Below are 20,360 nucleotides of genomic sequence, written 5' to 3'. Positions count from 1 at the left end.
TAAATTTTCACCAATTATCAATTTATTTCTTTCGGGGTGTTACGGTCTTGACACATTCTGTTTCCACATGGTCTTATTGGGAATGATTTCCCGCGCAATCCTCGCCATTTTCCTGTGGTGTGCCGCCTCTTTTGCGCACGCGCAAAGCTATAGCTGGCCGGCTAATTTGACCGGTCCTGGCTTCAATTGCACCCTGATTGCAGCCGGCGAATACAACTGCCCGGCGATGAGTTTTTCCAACGACGCATACATCGTCATCACAGCCCCGTTGACGGTGCACGTCAATGGCGACTTTTCCGCCCAGAAGAATTTCATCATCCCCAAAGGTTCGCCGCTGCTGCTTGACGTCAAAGGCACGGTGACCTTCGCCAAGGATATGAACGCCTACATGGACATCAAGTCCACCGGCAGCATGACCTTCGCCAAGAACACCATCTTCCATGGCGACCTCAATTCCGGCGACAGCATCACGATCAATAAGGATTCGCTGATCGATGGCGACGTGTTCACCAAGAACACGCTGAAGGTCGGCAAGAACAGCAGCATCACCGGCGACTGCTCATACTCCAACACCAATTACTACTGCCATCAGGTGACGCCACCAAGCGCGCTTGATCATTTCCTCGTGGAACATGAAGGGACCGGACTCACTTGCGCGCCTGCCGAAGTCACGGTATGGGCCTGCTCCGGTGCCAGCAGCGGCGGCACCTGCCCGACCACCTCCACCGGAGCCAGTGGCACGCTGCTCATGACGACCACCGGCTCGCCGGCGACCACGATCGCCAGCTATCCATTCACAATTGCGGCAGGCCAGACCAACGCAACGGTCATGGTTCCCTTTGCAGGCACCAAGGCGGTTAAATTCAGCACCACTTCGAGTGGAACGACATGCTGGGATGGCACCTCGACCAGCTGCCAGTTCACTTACAACGACTCCGGTTTCAACTTCAGTATTCCGAATCACGTATCTGCCACCAGCCAGCTGATCGACTTTGAAGCGGTCGCCAAGGCGCAAGGCTCGGACACCTGCGCCCCCGCCTTCTCCGGCACCAAGCCAGTGACATTCAGCTGCGCCTATGTCGACCCGTCCTCCAGTTCGCCGGCCGGCAGCCGCCCGGTCGTACTGCAAAGCGGCGGCAGCTCTATTTCGCTCACTTGCGGCGGCAGCACACAGGCCATCAATATCGCCTTCGATTCCGCCGGCAAAGGACAGTTCACCCTGAGCTACGCCGATGCCGGCAAGGTCCAGCTCGCGGCAAGCTACGCAACCGCCAGCATGAGCGGCAGCGCAAGCTTCATTGCCTATCCCAAGAGCTTCTCGGTCGCCTCGCTTACCGCACCGCCAACCACCATCGCGGCCGGCGACGTATTCAAAGTCCGCGTCACTGCGCTGAATAATGCCGGTGCTCTGACGCCGAACTACGGCCGCGAAGCCATCGCCGCAAGCGCCGTACTTACCAGCGATCGCTGCCTGCCGGAGCCAGGCTACGATGGCGTGTTCAATGCACCGCTGGTCAGCTTCGTCAACGGCGTGGCGAATGTAGACAGTTCCTGGACCGAAGCAGGCACGATGGACGTCACCGCCACCAACAAACTCTTTCTCGGCCTGGCGGTCAACATCGAAGGCAGTTCCAACACTGCGGCCAGCCCGGCCTGCACCGGCGCCTTTGGCCGCTTCCGCCCGCATCACTTCAAGACCAAGCTGCTCGATCCCGCGCATGACTGGGCGTATTCCGGCCAGCCGTTTGCGGTAAAGGTCGAAGGCTACAACCTCGGCGACAAGCTGACGCAAAACTACAACTTCATCGATAACACACAGCAGGACATGACCTTTACAGCCTGGGGCGTGCCGCCGGACCCGGCCACCGCCAATCCCGGACCAGGCGCAGTGTCGCCGCTGATGATCATCAGGGAAAAGCTGGTCGACCCTATCGACGCCACAACAGGCGCCGTCATCGACGGCGCTGTAGTCGGCAGCCCTGCCTACACTTTCGACCAGACCAAATTGCCCGTGAAGCCAACCTGGATCTATGTGCGCGCCCAGTCAGACGGCGCCACTTCGGCGTCGCCTGACGAAGCAAAGATCCAGATCCGTACCGGCCGCCTGCGCATGAGCAATGCCTTCGGCAGTTCCGGCCGCGACCTGCCGATCAGCGTTCGCACTGAATACTGGACCGGCAATTCATGGATCCTCAATCAGAACGACAACTACACGGTCCTTCAGCCATCGGCCATCGCATTGAGCACGAGCCTGGTGGGCGTATCCGCCAAAGGCACGATCAAAATCACAAACGGCGTTGGAACCTTTTCGCTGGCCCACCCCACCAGCAGCGGCGCCGCAGCGGTTGGCGCGGTGCGAATGGCAGCAAACCTCGGTGCAACGACCGCCGACCAGTCCTGCCTGGCCGCGCACCCAGCCAGCACTGGCGGCACGATTCCGTGGCTGCGTTCGCGCTACGGCTCCTGCAGCGCCACCTGGGACCAGGACCCCGCCGCCACCGCAAATTTCGGCGCCACCAGCCCTGAAAACAAAGCCACTATCCACGTCCGGGAGAGCTTCAATTGAAGCGCGCTCCTTACGGCTACACGATGGTGGAACTGGTCACTGTGATGGCGATCATCGGCATACTCGCCGCTTTTGCGATCCCGCGCATCACCCAGACCTCGGATTTCGCCGCGGCGGCGTACCGCAATGAGGTGCTCAGCGCATTGCACCATGCGCAGAAATCCGCCCTCAGTCACCGCCACCTGGTTTGCGCCACCATTACAACTAACAAAGTCCGGCTGACCATCAACACCGGCCTCTCAGGCCCCGGCTGCGACCAGGTCCTCACCAGCCTGGGCGGCGGCAATTACGACAGCCAGGACAACGCCGTTCTTGCAAGCGGGGCCCTGGTCAACGCAGCACAGCCGGCGCTGCTCTTCCAGCCCAACGGGGAGATCACAGATGGCGCCGGGAACGTGATTGTCGCAGGCAGTATCGGGATTTCCGGCGGTGTGGCGCCGATTCGCATCGATGGGAGCACCGGCCATGTGGAATAAGTCCCGGTGCGGTTTCACCATGGTGGAAATGGTCATCGCCATGGTGATTATTTCGGTTGGCCTGGCTGGCGTGCTCACCGTCCTGTCCCGCACCGCTATCTTCAGCACCTCGCCGATGGCCAGCAAACAAATGGCTGCCATCGCTGACGGGATGCTGGAGGAAGTGCTGCAAAAGCCATTCAAGGGCGATGGTCCAACGGCGGCGACAGGCTGCAACCGCTCCGCATTCAACGAGGTATCGGACTACAACAACTATACAAATCAGCCGGTCTGCGACATTACCGGCACGCCGGGCCCTGCCGGATACACCGTTTCCGTCACCGTCGCCAATGCCAGCGGCGCAATGCTCACCGGCGGCATTGCCGCTGCGGACACCTATCTCGTCACCGTCACGGTTAAAAAAGGCGGAGACTCGCACACGATTAAAGGCTGGCGCACGAACTTCGGCAAGGGGCAACCATGAGGCGCGCAGCGCGAGGATTTACGCTGGTCGAGCTGATCGTCGTCATGGTCATCGTCGGCGTACTTGCGGGCATACTGACCACATTCCTCACGCCGACCATTAACAACTACTTCGCCGGCGCACGCCGTGCGCAACTCACCGATGCAGCGGAAGGCGCCATGCGCCTGGTCTCGCGCGATGTGCGCGTGTCTGTCCCGATGTCGGTGCGCTTGCTGGCGCCGCCTATGACAAGCCCAAGCAACCAGTGCATCGGCATGGTGCCGACTTCCGCGGGCGGCCGCTTCCGCGCTGCACCGGACGTATCGTGGGACGCTTCGGCAAGCCCCACCAACGTTTCGCAGTCGGCGCAGGCGGGATTTTCGGTACAAGTGTTCGATGTCTTCACGCCGCTGGCTACTCCTGCAGTGGGCGACTGGATCCTGATCGGCAACCAGAGCACAACGGATGTCTACAGCGCTGCCAACCATGGCCAGTATTCAGGCGGTGCCGCAGCAGTTCTGCCGAACGCAAGCCTGGGACAGGCCCGCATTGCACTCAGCGCCGCAATGCCAGTCCCCGCTGGATATGACGGCAATCGCTTCTTCGTCGTCCCTTCCACACAAGGCGTGGTTGCCTATGTTTGCGACCAGCCGGGAGTCGATGCGAAAGGCACCGGCAATGGCACGCTCTACCGCGTTTCCGGGCTTGGCTTCAACACTCTCGCTAATTGCCCTGCGGTGACGAACGCATCTCCCATCGTGGCGACCCACGTGGCTGCGTGCACATTCCGTTATGACCCGAATCCTGGCGCAACCCAGGAAAGCGGTTACGCAGAGGTGGATCTCACCCTGCAGGAAGAAAATGAAATCGTCCGCCTCACGTTTGGCGTTCACGTGGAAAACGTCCCATGACGAGCAGACACCAACAAGGCTTCGGCTACATTGCGGCAATCGTCATTCTGGTCATCCTGGCGATGCTGGGGATTTCGGCGGCGCGCCTGACCAACACCCAGCAAAGCGGCCTTGTGCAGGATGTGCTGTCGTCGCGCGCCTTACAGGCTGCGCGCGCCGGCACCGAGTGGGGTTTGTACCGCGCCCTCAATGGCGGCAATTGCACGACAACGACGCTGGACCTGATTTCGCAGAATGGATTCCGCGTGACGGTCGTTTGCACAAGCTTTGTCGTACGTGAAGGACAGTTTGAAGATCCCGCCAGTCCAGGCGCCATGCTGCCGCAGTCGAAGACCATCTATAACATTGAAGCGACGGCCTGCAATTCAACTGTATGTCCCAATCCGGCATTCGTGCAGACGCTGGAATACACGGAGCGCCGCCGCGTCGTAACTGCTTGCTCGCTCAACGACAAAAGCGGCACGCCGACCGGGGCCGCCTGCTAGACGAAAAAAAACCAGGCCGAAGCCTGGTTTCTTCTCGTCGAATCAGATTAGCACTGGCTCGATGTGACAGTCACCGTCGGGAAAGTGGTGCTGTTCAGGGTGTGCGAATACTTGACATGGCAGGTCAGGCCCTTAGGGTTGCTGGCAACGCTGGCCGGAACAAACGCAACTTCGTCAGCGGTCGTTCCCGGAAGATTAGCGGTCTGGGTCGCGCCTGGCGCCACCATCGTGTAATCAGTCGGGTTCAGGCCGGAAATTGCTGCCAGGTTGGTGGCGTCGCTGGACTTCATGTAGCCTGCGGTGTCCATCTGCACCGTTGTGCCTTCAACCGTGAGCGTCGGGGCGCTGGAACCGCCGGCCAGCCACTTACCATGCATCATCGCGCTGGCGCTGCTGATGGCGCCTTTTGCACCGTTCAAGCTGGCGATACGGGCATCGGAACCAAGGTCAATAAATTTAGGCAGGGCCGTCGCGGCCAGGATGCCGAGAATAACCATTACGACGATCAGTTCGATCAGGGTAAAACCAGACTGCTTAGGGGATTGGAACGGTTTCATTAAGCTTTCTCCAGATACTTTTGGTGTCGCGGTTTTAGTCATCGATTTGTTCCAGGGTCACACCGCCGGGCCCCGGCCCCTCGTGGATATTGGTGATATTTGAGGGGTGCTGCGCAAATTTTACCTTGAAATTCAAGCGTTTCGCGCCGCTTCCTCCAAAAAAACTACGCTTATTTAACAGATATGACAAGGTTGCTGTGGGGCGATCGAAATACCACTGCCCTGCCTCCACCGAGCCAACATCCTGGCCGGAAAACTCGCCCGCGTAATTTTGCGGCGGAGGCTCCAGCAAGTCCATTGGATTCTGCCGGGCCAAGGCAAGCATTTCTGTCTCCTTACCCTTTAAATACAACGACGCTGCCTTGGTCGCAAGGGCCGCACGCAAGCTCGTCACCACTTGCTGCACAGCTATCCGCTCTGCTTCCAGTTGATAAAAGTTCAGCTTTTGCAGCAAAACCCCACACAGGATCGCGAAGATAATTGCCACAACCGCAAACTCGAAATATCCCGCGCCATGCTGCCGGCGGCGTTGCGCCAAAGCTACATTATTTGGCTTGCGGGACACAATCCTCATCGCTTCAATGCAGCCTTGCCCAGGTCCCAGATCGGCAGGAAGATGCCCAATGCAAGCACCAGCACCATTACGCCAAGGAAGGTAATCAGGATCGGCTCGATCTGCGCAGCCAGGGTCTTCAGTTCGTAATCGACCTCACGCTCATACATCTGGGCGATTTCGTCCATCAGGTCGTCGAGCGAGCCGGATTCTTCGCCAACGGCAATCATTTGCAGCACCACGGGCGTGAACACCGCCGCAGTAACAGCCGTACGCAGGATCGACTCGCCGCGCTCCACGCCGTCCCGCATCTGCTCGATGCGCGACGTCAGGAAGGCGTTATCGACTGTCTGCGAAACCACGGTCAGCGCCTGAACGATCGGCACCCCGCTCCGGGCAGACAGTGAGAAACTACGGGCAAAACGGGCCATGGTGGCTTTGTGGATGATCTTGCCCGCAATCGGGATGCGCAGCTTGATGCGATCCCACTCGTAGCGCCCCTTCACCGTCTTGATCCACGAGCGGAAGCCGAAGAAGGCTCCCAGCGCAGCAACCAGCAGCAAGCCCCAGTAATTCAGCATGAAGTCCGAACTGGCCAGCAGAATGCGGGTCATGAGTGGCAGCTCCGCATTAAAGCTGGCGAACACCTTGGCAAAGGCCGGAATCACGAATATGTTCACCACCACCATCGCGATCAGCATAGCGATCACGACGAAGGTCGGATAGCGCAACGCGGTCTTCACGCGCTCGCGCATGTCGCGGTCGAATTCCATGTGCTCGAACAGGCGCAGGAACACTTCCTCAAGCCGGCCGGTCATCTCGCCCACTCGCACCATCGACAGGTAGAAAGCCGAGAACACGTCCGGATGCCGGCGCATCGACGCAGACAGCTCGCGGCCCGAGTCAAGCGATTCGCGCAAATCCTTGATCACCCGCCCGAAGGACTTGCTGATCGCCGATTCCTGCAAGCCGGCCAGCCCGCGCATGATCGGCACGCCGGATTTCAGCAGCGTGTACATCTGGCGGCTAAACAGCTGCACGTCCATCGAGTTGACCTTCTTCTCGGTCAGGCGCTCCCACAGGCTGTCTTCATTGGTCTTGGCGACCGCTTTGGTGACGTTTATTTCGATCGGAGTGACGCCGGTGCTGAACAACTGGTCCGCGACAGCGCCGCTGTCGGCTGCCTCCAGCACCCCTTGCATCATTTCGCCGCGTGCATTGCGGCCTTTGTAGGCGAACAGCGGCACGTCAATCCTCTAACTGGTTGCTGATGCGCATGGCTTCCGCCACGGTCGTGCGGCCCTGGACCACCAGTTGCACCGCGTGGCGGCGCAAGGTCTGGCCGTCCATCTGCTGCGCGGCGGCTTTCAGGAAGACCGCCGGATCGACGTCATTGGCGGCATCCACCACGGACTGGGTCATTTCCAGCAACTCGTACACGCCGGTACGGCCACGGTAGCCCAAGCCATTGCAATGCGAGCAGCCCTTGCCGTGGAAGTAGCGGCCCATGTCGACCTTGTCCTTCAGTTCAAGGCTTAGCCATTCATGCTCGTTCGGCGATAATTCATATGGCGTGGTGCAGGACTCGCAAATGACGCGCAGCAGGCGCTGCGCCAGCACGGCTTGCAGCGAGCTGCCAACCATATAGCGCGGTACGCCCATGTCCATCAGGCGCAGCGGGGTGCTGGCCGCATCGTTGGTGTGCAGGGTCGAGAGCACCAGGTGACCGGTCATTGCGGCGCGCAGACCGATGGAAGCGGTTTCCTGGTCGCGCATCTCGCCGACCAGCACGATGTCCGGGTCCTGGCGCAATGCGGAACGCAGCACGCGAGCGAAATCCAATTCAATCTTTTCGTTTACCTGAACCTGGTTGATGCCGGCCAGGCGGTACTCAACCGGGTCTTCAACGGTGATCAGCTTCTTCTCCATCGAATTCAGCTCGGCCAGCGCGCAGTACAGCGTGGTGGTCTTGCCGCTACCGGTCGGCCCGGTTACCAGCACCAGGCCGTTCGGGCGCGCGACGATGGCGCGGAATTTGTCCAGCACCGGTTTGGGCATGCCGATGGCGTCCAGGCGCAGGGTCATGCCGCTCTGGTTCAGCAAACGCATGACGATCGATTCGCCGTACTGGGTCGGCATGGTCGAGATACGGACGTCGATGCGGGCATTTTTCACGCGGACGGCAAAACGACCGTCTTGCGGCAAGCGCTTCTCGGAAATGTCCAGGTCCGACATCAGCTTCAGGCGCAGTGCCAGCGCGGGCGCAATCTTGATGTCGGCTTCCGTTTGCAAGTGAAGCACCCCGTCGATGCGGAAACGGATTTGCAGGCGGCCTTCCTGCGGCTCGATGTGGATGTCCGATGCGCGAACCTGGGCCGCGTCGTCGAACAGCGATTGCAGCAGCTTGACCACCGGCGCTTCTTCCAGCCCAGGACTGGCAGCGGCCAGTGCGCCAAAGTCTACCGAGCCCTCGCCCATCTCCTGTTCCAGCTCGCGCGCCAGGCCGGAAATATCTTCCGTCCGGCGGTAGATGCGGTCGATGGCGGCCAGCACTTCGGTCTCATTGACCACAGCCAGCTCGATGGTTTGCTTCAGCAGGCGGGAAATTTCGTCGTACGCAAACAGGTCGGTCGGATCGGAAAGGCCGACCAGCATGGTGCCCTTACGGTCTTCCAGCACCAGTGCGCGGAAACGGCGCGCCTGCGTTTCGGGCAACAGCCGCACCAGGTCCGTATTGATCTGGTAGAACTTGAGGTTGATGTAGGGGATGTTCAGCTGGCGCGCCAGTGCGCCGGAAATCTGTTCTTCGGTGACAAAGCCGTGTTCAACGAACACCCGCCCCAGTTTGCGGCCGCTGCGTTTTTGCTCCGCCAGCGCCATGCCCAACTGTTCTTCCGACAGCAGCTTTTGCTGCACCAGGATCTCACCTAAACGAACCTTTTCCGGCCTCGTCATACACGCTTCCCCGATCACAAATAGTCGTTGGCATTGTATGCGAACGAATCGTGCACGTATAGCAAATCTAGTTAGTAGATTCACCACAACCGCCGGGCGTGGCTCACGGGCGACGAATTCTCGCGATACGTGGTCCAATTGCAGGGCCGTTTCCAACCCAACCAATGCCTGCACGCCGCCATGTACCAGCAACATTTTGGCCTGCAAGAGGCCCCTTTCGGCATTACGCCGAACCCCGCTTTTTTCTACAGCGGGAATACGCGCGGGGAGATCCTGTCCGCCCTGCTCTACGCTGTCACCCTTGGCGAAGGCATCGTCAAAGTGACCGGCGAGGTTGGCTGCGGCAAGACCATGCTGTGCCGCATGCTGGAAGCGCGCCTGCCGCGCGGCGTGGATGTGCTCTACCTCGTCAATCCAACCCTGGGCCCACAGGAAGTGCTGCACGCCATAGCCGCTGAGCTGGGCCTCGACACATCCGGCCGCCGCGCTGATGAAGTTCTGCGGGCACTGCACTGTGAGCTCATCGCACGCCACTCTGCCAGCCGCCGCGTCGTGCTCCTGGTTGAGGAAGCCCAGGCCATGCCGCTTGAAACGCTGGAAGAAGTGCGGCTTCTGACCAACCTGGAAACGGCCCGCAGCAAACTGCTGCAAATAGTTTTGTTCGGGCAGCCGGAACTGGACCAGCATCTTTCGCTGCCGCGCATGCGCCAGCTTCGCGAACGCATCACGCACAGCTTCAACGTCCCCCCAATGCCGCGCGACCAGATCCCCTACTTCCTGTCCCACCGCTTGCGCGCGGCCGGCTACCAGGGGCCCGAATTGTTCAGCCATGGCGCGGTCAAGCTGATTTCGCGCAGTTCGCAAGGTATCGTCCGCCGCATCAATGTGCTGGCCGACAAATCGCTGATGGCGGCCTTCTCAGACGATTTGCCATTCGTTAGTTCGTACCATGTGCGGCAAGCCATCGAAGACAGCCGCTATTCGTGCGCAGCAATCCTGGGCAATCGCAGTATGATCGCCTTCGATAGACTCCTGGCAACTTGCTTCAGGCGGCGAACAACATGAAGAACCTGGCGGCTTTCCTGTCGTGTGTCCTGCTTGTCGCCTGCGCCGCGCCAAAGCTCCCTTTATCGCCCTCGCATGTGGCCGAGCCTGAGCCGGTCGCCGGCGCAATTCCTGAGCCGGTGAAGCAAAGTGCCGCCTTGCCGGCGCCGCGCCCTGCCGCGCGGCAGGAAACCTATAGTGTTTCAGTGCACCGCGTTCCGGTGCAGTCAGTTCTGTTTGCGCTAGCGCGTGACGCCGGCCTCAATGTGGACGTGCATCCCTCCGTCGAAGGTATCGTTACACTGAATGCGCTCGACCAGACTTTGCCGCAGTTGCTGGAGCGGATCGGCAAGCAGGTCGACATGCGTTACGAGCTGCATGGCAATAACCTGCTGGTGCTGCCAGACCTGCCGTACTGGAACCACTATAAGATCGACTACGTCAACATCGCCCGCAGCACGAACAGCAGCGTAAGCATCGCGACGCAGATTTCCACCACCGGCGGATCGGGCGCGGGCAATGGCACATCCAATCCGGTGGGCGCCTCGCTTGCCAGTGGCGGCAACAACAACTCGACCACCTCCGTGGCCAACCGCTCGGACAACAATTTCTGGTACAGCCTCGAGAAAAATGTCCGCGACATGCTGCGGCCTACCACACTGAACGACCCGATCACTGATCCGCTGGCACAGATGCGCGAGCAGGCCAATGCGATGCTGCAGCAAATGCAGACCGGTTCAGGCAGCGGAAGCGATACCAGTTATCCCGGCGCACAGGCTACAGCTACGCAAACTCGCACTCCTGCCGGTGGCGCCGCCGCGGGTACCGCATTCAGCACCGGGTCGGCGCAATCGCGCGGTTCACCCTCGGTCATCGCCAATCCCGAGGGCGGTTTGCTATCGGTGCGCGCGACGGGCCGACAGCACCAGAAGGTGCAGGAATTCCTCGACATCGTGATGTCCACCGCTAAACGGCAGGTGATGATCGAAGCCACCATCATTGAGGTAAAACTCAGCGACCAGTATCAGCAAGGCATAAACTGGTCGCGCATCAATGGCAACAGCAAGCTGGGGCAAGGACAGGTGGGGACGGCCGCATTGGCGTCTGGCGTGGTGCCACTCAGTTCGCCCGGTTTCTTCATTTTCGATTACGCGAATCCGACTACGAGGTTCGGCAATATCAACGCCACGATCCAATTGCTGGAATCGTTCGGTAAAGTGAAGGTGCTGAGTAGCCCGAAGATCAGCGTTCTCAATAACCAGACGGCTTTGCTGAAGGTGGTCGACAACAGCATCTTCTTTACGCTCAAGGTGACGCCCGCCGTACTGACCGCGACCGGCACTATCGCTACACCGGCTACGTATGAATCCAAGGTCGAAACGGTTCCAGTCGGCTTTGTCATGAGCGTCACTCCGCAGATTTCCGCCGAGGACGAGGTCACGCTGAACGTGCGGCCAACCATTACGCGCATCGTCGACTACGTTGAGGACCCGAATCCGGAGCTGCGCAAGCAGAATGTGATCAGTAAGGTCCCCGTGATCCAGGCGCGCGAAATGGAATCCATCCTCAAGGTACAGAGCGGCCAGGTGGCCGTGATGGGCGGTTTGATGCAGGATTCGGTCGATAACAAGAAGGACGCCATACCGGTACTTGGTTCCGTGCCGATCCTCGGTAGCCTGTTCTCCTACCGTAACGAGACAGCCAGCAAGACAGAGCTGGTGATTTTCCTGCGTCCTGTGGTCGTTAAAGATGCAAGCCTGGCGGGCGATTACCGCGACTACCGCTACCTCATGCCCTCGCGGCCAGCGGAGGGTCTATGAGCCTGCTCATGCAAGCACTCCGCAAAGCCGAGCGCGCGCGAGACCATCATGGCGACGAACATGAGGCCGAGCACCAGTTCGGGCTGGATGCGGTGCCCTCCTCGCCGCCGATAGAAGGCGGGCCGGCGTTTGCCGTCAAGCCGGATTCCTGGCGGCTGGAGCCGCTGGACGCCGAGCCGCCTGTCGTCGCCGCCGAAGAAGCCGCGCATGATCCGGTTCCTCCGCAGGCGCGCCATGAGCCTTCGCGCGCATCTACATCGCGCACGGGCGCAACGTCCGCCAGCGAGCCCACTGCACCCAGGCCCAAGCCACCAGGCCAGCCGCGCGCAATCGCGTCGTCGCGGCAACGGCTCGTCATCCTGGCCGGCGCACTCGCGGCCCTGCTGGCGGTATTCGCCTTCATCTACTGGCGCGCCGTGTCCGGACCCGGCCCGGGAGCGCGCTTGCCCATGGTGCCTATGCCGGCATCCGGCACCTTGTCACAAGCGCAAACTGGCGCGCAGCAGACCCCTGCCATCCCTGTGACACCCTACTTCACCACGCCAGGCAGCGAAATCGCAACGCCGGCCAGCGAGATCGCAACCGTGGCCGCAACGCCGGCGACGACCGGCACTCCACCAGATGCGGTCACGCCGGCATCCCCGGGCACACAAGCCGCTATCGCACCGCCTGGCAGCCCGCACGGGCCTGTAACAATACCGACGCCGGAGCAATTGGCCGCTATCACGGATCCCGCAATTCGTGCAGAAGCCATGCGCGACGCCAACGAACGCGCTGCCCGCCAGGTGAGGTTGGAAGACGCAGCACCGGCTGAGCGGGCGGCGGCCCCGCCCCAGCGCAAGGCGCGTCCTGTCGCTGGCCAAGCCGCCGCACCGAACGCCGCAAGGTCGCTCGCATCTCGCGCTTCGACGCCTGCTGGGGCCGCGAGGCTAGCACTGCCAACGGCCGCGGGCGAAAACGGCGACGTACGCTTTGTGCGCAGCGCACGCAAAGTCCAGGTGGCGCCAGCAGTGCAGAATGGATACGCCGCAATGCAAGCAGGCGACCTGGCGACAGCACGCCAGCAATACGACCTCGCCATCCTGCAAGACCCCAACAACCGAGACGCGTTGCTGGGATCCGCCGCAGTGGCGCTGCGCGAGCATGATGGTAAGCAGGCCTCGGCCAACTACCTGCGCCTGCTGGAACTCGACCCAAACGATCCGGAAGCGCTGGCCGGCCTGACCGAACTGCGCCCCGGCGACCTGCAAACGAGCGAAATCAAGCTGCGCGGCCTGGCCCGCCAACACCCCGAATCCGGCCCCGTGCAATTCGCGCTCGGAAACCTGTACGCGCGCCAGGGCCGCTGGCCGGAGGCCCAGCAAAGCTACTTTCGCGCCTTCACCGCCATTCCCGACAACGCCGATTACGCCTTCAACCTCGGCGTCGGGCTCGACCGCATGAACCAGCCACGCCTGGCGACAAGCTACTACCGCCGCGCCCTCGAATTGGCTCAGGCTAGCCAACCGGGCTTCAACATCGACGCCGTGCGCAAGCGACTGCAGGTCCTCGAAACGTCAGCGCACTAAAGCACCATGGCCGACACGCAGAAAATCCCGCTCGGCAAACTGCTGATCCAGAAAGGCGTCATCAGCCAGGACCAGCTTCGCATCGCGCTGACCGAACAAAAACGCCAGAACCAGCCTTTGGGCAAACTCCTGGTTGCGCTGGGCTTCGTCACCGAAGCCACCATGCGCGAGGCCCTGAGCGAGAATCTCAACACCCGTTCTGCGGACCTGAAAAGCATTCTGGTCGATGCGGTCGCGCTGAAACTGATCCCGAAGGACGTGGCGAAGCGCTATCGCGTCTTCCCCATCGTGTACGAGCGCGCCACCGACGAACTGGTGCTGGCCATGTCCGACACCACCAATATCGTCGCACTGGACCAGATCAGCGCCATGCTGGTCAAGGGCATCACGCTGGTGCCGCTGCTGGTCAACGATTCCGATATCGCCCACGCCATCGACCATTACTACGGCTTTGAGCTGTCGATCGATGGCATCCTGCATGAAATAGAAACCGGCGAGGTTACGCTGGATGCTTCCTCCGACGAATACAGCCAGCCCATGGTGCGCCTGATCGACGCCCTGCTGGCCGATGCGGTGCAAAACAGCGCCTCCGACATCCACTTCGAGCCGGAGCAAGGCTTCTTGCGCGTTCGCTATCGTATCGACGGCATCCTGCGCCAGATCCGCAGCCTTCACCGCTCCTACTGGCCCGCAATGGCGGTGCGGCTGAAAGTGATCAGCCATATGAATATCGCCGAAACGCGAGCGCCGCAGGACGGCCGTATTTCAATCCAGTTCTCCGGCCGCCAGATCGATTTCCGCGCCAGCAGCCAGCCTACCACCCACGGCGAGAACTTTGTGCTGCGCGTGCTGGACCGCCAGAAAGGCATCGTGCCCCTCGATAAACTCGGCCTGGGCGAACATGATCTCGACGTGCTCAAACTGATGATCGCCCGCCCGGATGGGATGATCCTGGTTACTGGCCCCACGGGCAGCGGCAAGACCACCACACTGTATTCAATCCTCAACCACATCAACACGGAAGCCATCAACATCATGACGATGGAGGATCCGGTCGAATACCCCATGCACCAGATCCGCCAGACGTCCGTCAACGAGTCGGCCAAACTAGGCTTCGCCGAAGGCATCCGCTCCATGATGCGGCAAGACCCGGACGTGATCCTGGTCGGCGAGATCCGCGACAAGGAAACCGCCGACATGGCCCTGGCCGCGGCCATGACCGGCCACCAGGTGTATTCAACGCTGCACACCAATTCCGCTGTCGGCGCCATTCCGCGCCTGCTGGACATCGGCGTGGTGGCCGATATCCTGGCAGGCAACATTATCGGCATCGTGGCGCAAAGGCTGGTACGCAAGCTATGCCAGTACTGCCGGCAGCCGGTGCAGGCGGATGAACTGGAACGGCGCCTGCTGGCACTGGCGCCCGAGCACCCACCGGCCACCATCTACCGCGCCGGCGCCTGCGAGCGCTGCGCCCACCAGGGCTACAGGGGCCGCTTGGCGATCATGGAATTGCTGCGCATGACCGCCGACCTGGATGAAATGGTCGCACGACGCGCCCCCGCGAGGGAGTTGCGCAACGCCGCTCGCGCCGCCGGCCTGCGCTCACTGGTCGACGACGGCATGCGGCGCGTCATGGAAGGTGTGACCACGCTGGATGAAGTCTCGCGCGTGATCGACCTCACTGACAGGTTGGGCTGATATGCCACAGTTCCTTTACCGAGCCATGGACGCCACCGGCAGCATCGTGCCGGGCAATATGGATGCGCACAATGTGCCGGACCTGGAACTGCGCCTTCAGCGCATGGCGCTCGACCTGATCGACTGCCGCGAAACGCGCCAGCGCACACTTCGCTTCGGCAGCCGCGCGATCACGCGGCGCGACTTGATCAACTTCTGCTTCCACCTTGAGCAGATGAGCAGCGCCGGCGTGCCTATCCTCGACGGCCTGCGCGACCTGAGCGACAGCACCGACCATATGCGGCTGCGTGAGATCGTCACCGACCTGGTGGAGAAAATCGAGGGCGGCTTGCAGCTATCCAGCGCCCTGGCTGACTATCCCGAAATTTTCGACCAGGGCTTCACCAGCCTGGTACGCGCCGGCGAACAAAGCGGCAAGGTGAACGAGGTGTTCCGAGACCTGGCCGGAAACCTCAAATGGCAGGATGAACTGGCGGCCCAGGCTCGCAAAGCCATTACCTACCCCGCTTTCGTTCTGCTGGTCGTCGGCGCGGTGATGTTCTTCCTGATGATCTACCTGGTGCCCCAGTTGACGGCCTTTATCAAGAATATGGGGCGCGAGCTGCCTCTGCATACGCGCGTGCTGATCGCAATGTCGGACTTTTTCATCCATTACTGGTATCTCTTGCTTGCCGCCCCCTTCGTCGCCTGGCAACTGGGGCGTTGGCAGCTGCGGCGCAGTGAACGCACCGCGTTCGCGTTTGATCGGCTGCTGTTGCGCGTGGCGCCGGTGCTGCAAAAGCTGATCATGGCGCGCTTTGCCACGTATTTCGCGCTGATGTATGCAGCAGGGATTCCTGTGCTCGAATGCATTCGCCTGTCCGAAGGAATCGCCGGCAACCGAGTGGTTGCTGCGGGTATGCGCCGCGCGCGGGAGTTGATTTCAGAGGGGCACAGCGTGGCGGCGGCGTTCAAGCAAGTCGGCCTGTTCCCGCCGTTGGTGGTGCGTATGCTGCGCGTGGGAGAGTCGACCGGTGCGCTCGACGCCGCGCTGCGCAACGTCGCCTACTTCTACAACCGTGAAGTGCGTGAACGGATAGAACGCATGCAGGCCATGATCGAACCCGCGATGACAGTGATACTTGGCCTCCTCCTCGGATGGATCATGTTGTCCGTGCTCGGCCCGATTTACGACACCATCAGCTCGATCAGGATCTAGGCCATGCCGCGCAAACTGCTTTTGCACCTGACAGGCGAGCGCTTATGTTGCTGGCTTTGGGAGCGAGGCGCACTTGCTGCCGGCCCCTGCTTCGATGAATCTGCAGAGGGCGTGCAACGCTTCTCCGCCTGGCTTAATGGCCGGCAGGAGACACCAGTTCTCCTGCTGGCCGACCTGGTGGAAGAGGACTTCCAACGCCACCTGTTGCCCCACGTTGCCGGCCGCGCGGGGCTAACCATGCGCGATCGGCGCCTGTCGCAGGCATGGCGCAATACGCCTTACCGCTGCGCCCATGTGCAAGGCCGTGAACTGGAAGGACGGCGCGATGACGTTGTCCTGTTCTCGGCCCTGACCAAGCCTGCGCTCCTGACGCCGTGGCTTGACGCGCTGGATAGCCAGCAGGTACCGCTGGCGGCACTGTATTCGCCCGCCCTCCTCAGCGGCGCCGTTTTGCCGGAGGAAGCGCGGAGGGAACCGCATGTGCTGCTGGTGACCGAGCATGCCAGCGGCATACGTCAAACCTATTTCCAGTTCGGGAGCGTGCGTTTTTCGCGCTTGGCGCAAGCGACGACCAGTGCAGAACAGGAGGCCGAACGTACCCGCCAATTCCTTGCCGGCTCGCATATGCTGCCGCGTGATGCACCGTTGCAGGTGCTGGCGTTGCTGCCGCTGGCGCGCATCGCTGCACCGACTGCCGCGAACATAGCGCCGCAGCTGGATTGGCGCGATATACCGATAGAGAACGTGGCGGCCCGGCACCACTTGCCGGCCACAGATAATCCGGACGAATTATTCCTTGGCCTGGCCGCCCGGATAGCGCCGCCTGGGCACTATCCGCTGGGCCCGAGCCAGCGCTATTACAGCATATGGCGCGCCCGCAAGTCGCTCTTCGCTTCAAGCGCGGTGCTGGCAGCCTGCTGCCTGTTGTGGGTCGGTTCGAACATTGCAGGCTACGTGCTGGCGCGCAGCCATATCCAGGAATTGCGCAGGGATGCGCAAGGATATGCCGCCGCTTACCGGCGCAGTATGTCGAGCATGCCGCCGGCGATCGACAAGACGGCCAACATGAAGGCCGCAGTGCAGATAGCGCAGATGGTAGCGCGCCAGGGCCCGTGGCCGCAGGATGCAATGTCCAGGCTCAGCGAAGCGCTGGAACGCTCGCCGCAGATCCGTCTGATCCAGCTCGATTGGCGCGTCAATGCGCCGGGCGTGGTGCCGGTGATGGCCAGCACTGCTTTTCCTGGTACGCCTGCCTCGGCTACATTGTTGGCGCCACAGTCCTCCATGCTGATCGGGATTCCAAAAGCTCCAGCGCAGCAACTGCGCCTGCAGGCGGAGGTACTGGTGGAACAGGATGACTATCGCAGCGTGCTGCTTAGCTTGAACCGCTTTGCGCAGGACTTGGCGCGCAATCCCGGGATGCTGGTAGAGATTGAGCAGCTGCCGTTCGATGTGCGGCCCAGCGTCAAACTGTCCGGCAAAGCCGGGGCGCCGTCCGGGCTGGGGGAGCGGGCCAAATTCACGCTCAATGTGAGGTGGGTGCCATGATTCTACTTCGCGACTTTGCCTTGTTGCGCAATGCAGTGCTGGTGTTCCTGGCGACGCTTGTCGTTGCGCTTGCCGCGGTGGTGACAAGCGGCTGGCATTTGCACCGGGCGCACCTTGAGGAAGCTGCGGCGCTGTTGGAGCGCGATGACGCACGCTCGCGGCTCGCCCATGCGGAGACGGAGAAAGAGGAAATCCGCGCATACCAGCCGCAGTATATCGAGTTGCGACAGCGCGGACTGGTGGGATTGGAGCGCCGGCTCGACTGGGTCGAGGCGATCCGCCAGATCCAGGAGCGGCGGCGATTGCTGCCCTTGACTTACGAGATCGACGTGCAGCAGCCGTATCGGCTTGAAGCGGCGCTGCCTACCGGTGATTACTCGCTGCTTGGCAGCCGAATGACGCTGCATATGGATTTGCTGCATGAGTTGGATCTATTGAATTTCTTGTCCGATTTGCGTTTGAACGGGACCTTTGCGGTGCAGGAGTGTGTGATTCGCCGTGCTGGTGGCGCAACTCCGGCTTCCGGCGTTCTGGCGCCGACTTTGAATGCGGACTGCACGCTGAACTGGCTCACGCTGACGCCGGCCACGCCACCGCATCGTCAATTAGGAGCAACGTTATGAGATCTATTATTCCGGCACTTCTGGCGCTGCTGGCGACTCAGGCCTGCGCGCAAACCGTCGTCAGCATGGAACGACTATTTACCACCCCGTCTGAACGTGCACAGCTCGATGCGCAACGCAGCCAGGCGCCGGCATCGGCTCTCGGCGGCGCTGCGAGCGTCGCGGCAGGAGCCAGTGCTGCCAGCAGTGGCGCAGCACCGGCTGGCGCGACGGGCAATGGGACTGCTTCGCCGTGCGCTCCCGGGGCGGCGCCGGGATGCCCGGCGACGGCGGATGCGAGCAACACTGGCGGAACGATCGGCGCTATCAGTGCGGACCAAGGCGTGCAGGAAGCGCCGGGGCTTCGCCTGGGTGGCGTGATCACGCGCAGTAACGGGCCTGCTGCATTGATCTTGAATGGCGAGGTGCAGCCTGCCCCCGCCGGTGCTGTGGCGCGCGGAGCGGTCACGCTGCAGCAAGACGGCCGTTCCATCGTCCTCAAACCCGGACAGCGCTATGACCCGGCAACGGAAGAAGTCCATGAAGCGGAACGCTAGGCAGCATGGCGCCGCCCTGCTGACGCTCTTGCTCATCGCCGTCGTCGCAGCTGCCGCCGTCCTGCTGTCCGCATTCAGCGCAAATGGCGTGGTCCGCGCACGTGAGCAGCGTGCCTACTCGCTGCTTGCGCAGGCAAGCGAGGCCCTGGTCGGCTACGCTGCAACCCATGGCCGCCTCCCACGCCCATCGCAGGCAGCGAACGACAACGGCGCGACTGGCAGCGATGGGCGCGAGCGGTCCGCGCCTTGCGTGACGGACGACGACTGCACCGGCACACTACCCTGGCAGGACCTGGGCTTGCCGGCGGACGACAGCTGGGGGCACCGCCTGCGCTACAGCGTGACGCCCGCCTACACCGTGGCGCCGCTGGCCCGGACTGCCACCATCGCCACCAAGCGCGTGCTGTCACGCGACGCGAACGGTGCACCGTTCTTCGTGGTAGGCCAAGAGGCATGCTCGCTGGCGGCGCAATGCGCGCCAGCCGTGGTTTTCTCGCGTGGCGGCACCGACACACCCGGCAGCGATGACGAAGCAGGCAACCTCGCGGCCACGTCGGACTTCATGCAGCGCCCACGCAGCACGGAGGCCGGCGTTCCGGGCGGAGCTTTCGACGATCTGCTGGTCACGGTGCCGCTGCACACACTTTATGAAAGGATGGCTGCGGCCAAAACCCTCCCATGAAGAACCACGCCTTCACGCTGGTCGAAATGGCGATCGTGCTGGTGATCGTAGGCCTGCTGCTGGGCGGCATGCTCGCCCCGCTGCGCACGCAGATGGAGCAGCGCCGCGCCGCCGACACCGGCGAGGCGCTGGAAGAAGCGCGCGACGCACTGGCCGGCTTCGCGGCACGCAACGGCTACCTTCCCTGCCCCGCCATATCCGCCTCCAATGGCCTGGAAGACCGCGCCGGCACGCGCTGCGCCAACGAAAGAAGGTTGGGTTTCCTCCCCTGGGCAACTCTCGGCCTTCAAAAGCTCGACGCCTGGCAGCACCTTTACTTGTACAGCGTGACCCCGGCCTTCAGCGACAGCGGCGCCGCCTTCCGCCTCGACACGCCGCGCGACATAACGATCGCCAGCCGCGACGCCCTCGGCGCCCTGGCGCCGGCCAGCGCGCAAAACGACATTCCCGCCGTTGTGATTTCACTTGGCAGCAATGGTTACGGCGCGTTCAGCGAAGCCGGCGTGCAGGCCGCCGATATGGGCCAGGGGAATGTCGATGAAAAAGCCAACGTCCGGGGCGACGGCCGGATGTTCATCGCGCGCAGCCAGGCCGACAATCCTTCCGCACCAGGCGGCGCCTACGACGACATGGTCGTCTGGCTCTCGCCCAACATCCTCTTCAACCGAATGCTTGCGGCCCAAAGGCTGCCATGA

At 61.9% G+C, this 20,360-nt stretch carries 19 protein-coding genes; 15 read left to right on the top strand and 4 right to left on the bottom strand.

The genetic code is table 11. The features are described from left to right. The first annotated feature begins 82 nt into the window (after positions 1-82). Genes AC1RTP_RS19975 through AC1RTP_RS19955 form a run of 5 tightly spaced genes read left to right on the top strand, consistent with a single transcriptional unit; the run spans position 83 to position 4,880 of the window. Complete coding sequence (locus AC1RTP_RS19975) at positions 83-2,566, top strand: DUF6701 domain-containing protein (protein WP_498609806.1); 2,484 nt, start codon at positions 83-85, stop codon at positions 2,564-2,566. Beyond that, on the top strand, positions 2,563-3,042 hold the full coding sequence (locus tag AC1RTP_RS19970; protein WP_498609805.1) for a pilus assembly FimT family protein: 480 nt from the start codon (positions 2,563-2,565) through the stop codon (positions 3,040-3,042). The genes AC1RTP_RS19975 and AC1RTP_RS19970 overlap by 4 nt, the downstream gene beginning before the upstream one ends. Further along, the gene (locus AC1RTP_RS19965) at positions 3,032-3,505 is read left to right on the top strand and encodes a prepilin-type N-terminal cleavage/methylation domain-containing protein (protein ID WP_498609803.1); all 474 of its coding nucleotides are present in this window, start codon (positions 3,032-3,034) and stop codon (positions 3,503-3,505) included. The genes AC1RTP_RS19970 and AC1RTP_RS19965 overlap by 11 nt, the downstream gene beginning before the upstream one ends. After that, the gene (locus tag AC1RTP_RS19960) at positions 3,502-4,395 is read left to right on the top strand and encodes a PulJ/GspJ family protein (protein ID WP_498609801.1); all 894 of its coding nucleotides are present in this window, start codon (positions 3,502-3,504) and stop codon (positions 4,393-4,395) included. The genes AC1RTP_RS19965 and AC1RTP_RS19960 overlap by 4 nt, the downstream gene beginning before the upstream one ends. Beyond that, the gene (locus AC1RTP_RS19955; protein ID WP_498609800.1) at positions 4,392-4,880 is read left to right on the top strand and encodes an MSHA biogenesis protein MshP; all 489 of its coding nucleotides are present in this window, start codon (positions 4,392-4,394) and stop codon (positions 4,878-4,880) included. Before AC1RTP_RS19960 ends, AC1RTP_RS19955 begins: the two co-directional genes overlap by 4 nt. Before the next feature lie 47 nt (positions 4,881-4,927). Here the strand turns inward: AC1RTP_RS19955 and AC1RTP_RS19950 are convergent, their stop codons facing one another. Genes AC1RTP_RS19950 through AC1RTP_RS19935 form a run of 4 tightly spaced genes read right to left on the bottom strand, consistent with a single transcriptional unit; the run spans position 4,928 to position 8,945 of the window. After that, positions 4,928-5,437 (bottom strand): type II secretion system protein, encoded by a 510-nt coding sequence (locus AC1RTP_RS19950; protein WP_498609798.1) that lies wholly within the window; start codon positions 5,435-5,437, stop codon positions 4,928-4,930. 34 nt (positions 5,438-5,471) lie between these two features. Next, positions 5,472-6,002: a hypothetical protein gene (locus tag AC1RTP_RS19945; protein WP_498609797.1), complete on the bottom strand. Its 531-nt coding sequence runs from the start codon at positions 6,000-6,002 to the stop codon at positions 5,472-5,474. A gap of 5 nt (positions 6,003-6,007) precedes the next feature. Then, positions 6,008-7,237 (bottom strand): type II secretion system F family protein, encoded by a 1,230-nt coding sequence (locus AC1RTP_RS19940; RefSeq protein ID WP_498609795.1) that lies wholly within the window; start codon positions 7,235-7,237, stop codon positions 6,008-6,010. Between the two features lies 1 nt (position 7,238). Further along, a complete protein-coding gene (locus tag AC1RTP_RS19935) occupies positions 7,239-8,945 on the bottom strand; it encodes a GspE/PulE family protein (RefSeq protein ID WP_498609793.1) in 1,707 nt (568 codons plus the stop codon). Positions 8,946-9,125: 180 nt separating this feature from the next. Between AC1RTP_RS19935 and AC1RTP_RS19930 the strand changes: the two genes are divergently transcribed. From AC1RTP_RS19930 to AC1RTP_RS19885, 10 genes are all read left to right on the top strand, one after another. After that, positions 9,126-10,010, top strand: a complete 885-nt coding sequence (locus AC1RTP_RS19930; RefSeq protein ID WP_498609791.1) for an ExeA family protein — start codon at positions 9,126-9,128, stop codon at positions 10,008-10,010. Then, positions 10,007-11,809, top strand: a complete 1,803-nt coding sequence (mshL, locus tag AC1RTP_RS19925; RefSeq protein WP_498609789.1) for a pilus (MSHA type) biogenesis protein MshL — start codon at positions 10,007-10,009, stop codon at positions 11,807-11,809. The genes AC1RTP_RS19930 and mshL overlap by 4 nt, the downstream gene beginning before the upstream one ends. Positions 11,810-11,817: 8 nt before the next feature. Beyond that, positions 11,818-13,377 (top strand): tetratricopeptide repeat protein, encoded by a 1,560-nt coding sequence (locus AC1RTP_RS19920; protein ID WP_498609787.1) that lies wholly within the window; start codon positions 11,818-11,820, stop codon positions 13,375-13,377. A 6-nt stretch (positions 13,378-13,383) separates the two neighbouring features. Continuing rightward, on the top strand, positions 13,384-15,078 hold the full coding sequence (locus tag AC1RTP_RS19915; protein WP_498609785.1) for a GspE/PulE family protein: 1,695 nt from the start codon (positions 13,384-13,386) through the stop codon (positions 15,076-15,078). Position 15,079: 1 nt separating this feature from the next. After that, a complete protein-coding gene (locus AC1RTP_RS19910; RefSeq protein ID WP_498609783.1) occupies positions 15,080-16,276 on the top strand; it encodes a type II secretion system F family protein in 1,197 nt (398 codons plus the stop codon). Positions 16,277-16,387: 111 nt separating this feature from the next. Beyond that, positions 16,388-17,824, top strand: a complete 1,437-nt coding sequence (locus tag AC1RTP_RS19905; protein ID WP_498609781.1) for a hypothetical protein — start codon at positions 16,388-16,390, stop codon at positions 17,822-17,824. Continuing rightward, complete coding sequence (locus AC1RTP_RS19900) at positions 17,821-18,447, top strand: hypothetical protein (RefSeq protein ID WP_498609779.1); 627 nt, start codon at positions 17,821-17,823, stop codon at positions 18,445-18,447. The genes AC1RTP_RS19905 and AC1RTP_RS19900 overlap by 4 nt, the downstream gene beginning before the upstream one ends. After that, positions 18,444-18,983: a hypothetical protein gene (locus tag AC1RTP_RS19895; RefSeq protein ID WP_498609777.1), complete on the top strand. Its 540-nt coding sequence runs from the start codon at positions 18,444-18,446 to the stop codon at positions 18,981-18,983. Before AC1RTP_RS19900 ends, AC1RTP_RS19895 begins: the two co-directional genes overlap by 4 nt. Further along, entirely contained in the window at positions 18,967-19,665 is a 699-nt protein-coding gene (locus AC1RTP_RS19890) for a hypothetical protein (RefSeq protein WP_498609775.1), read from the top strand. The genes AC1RTP_RS19895 and AC1RTP_RS19890 overlap by 17 nt, the downstream gene beginning before the upstream one ends. After that, positions 19,662-20,360 carry a type II secretion system protein gene (locus AC1RTP_RS19885; protein WP_498609773.1) on the top strand — a complete coding sequence of 233 codons (699 nt, stop codon included), beginning with the start codon at positions 19,662-19,664 and terminating at the stop codon, positions 20,358-20,360. Before AC1RTP_RS19890 ends, AC1RTP_RS19885 begins: the two co-directional genes overlap by 4 nt.

The organism is Pseudoduganella sp. GW821-FHT11H04, from assembly GCF_058807935.1.
The sequence above is the reverse complement of the archived record's forward strand: the minus strand, read 5'-3'. Positions and strand labels throughout refer to the sequence as shown.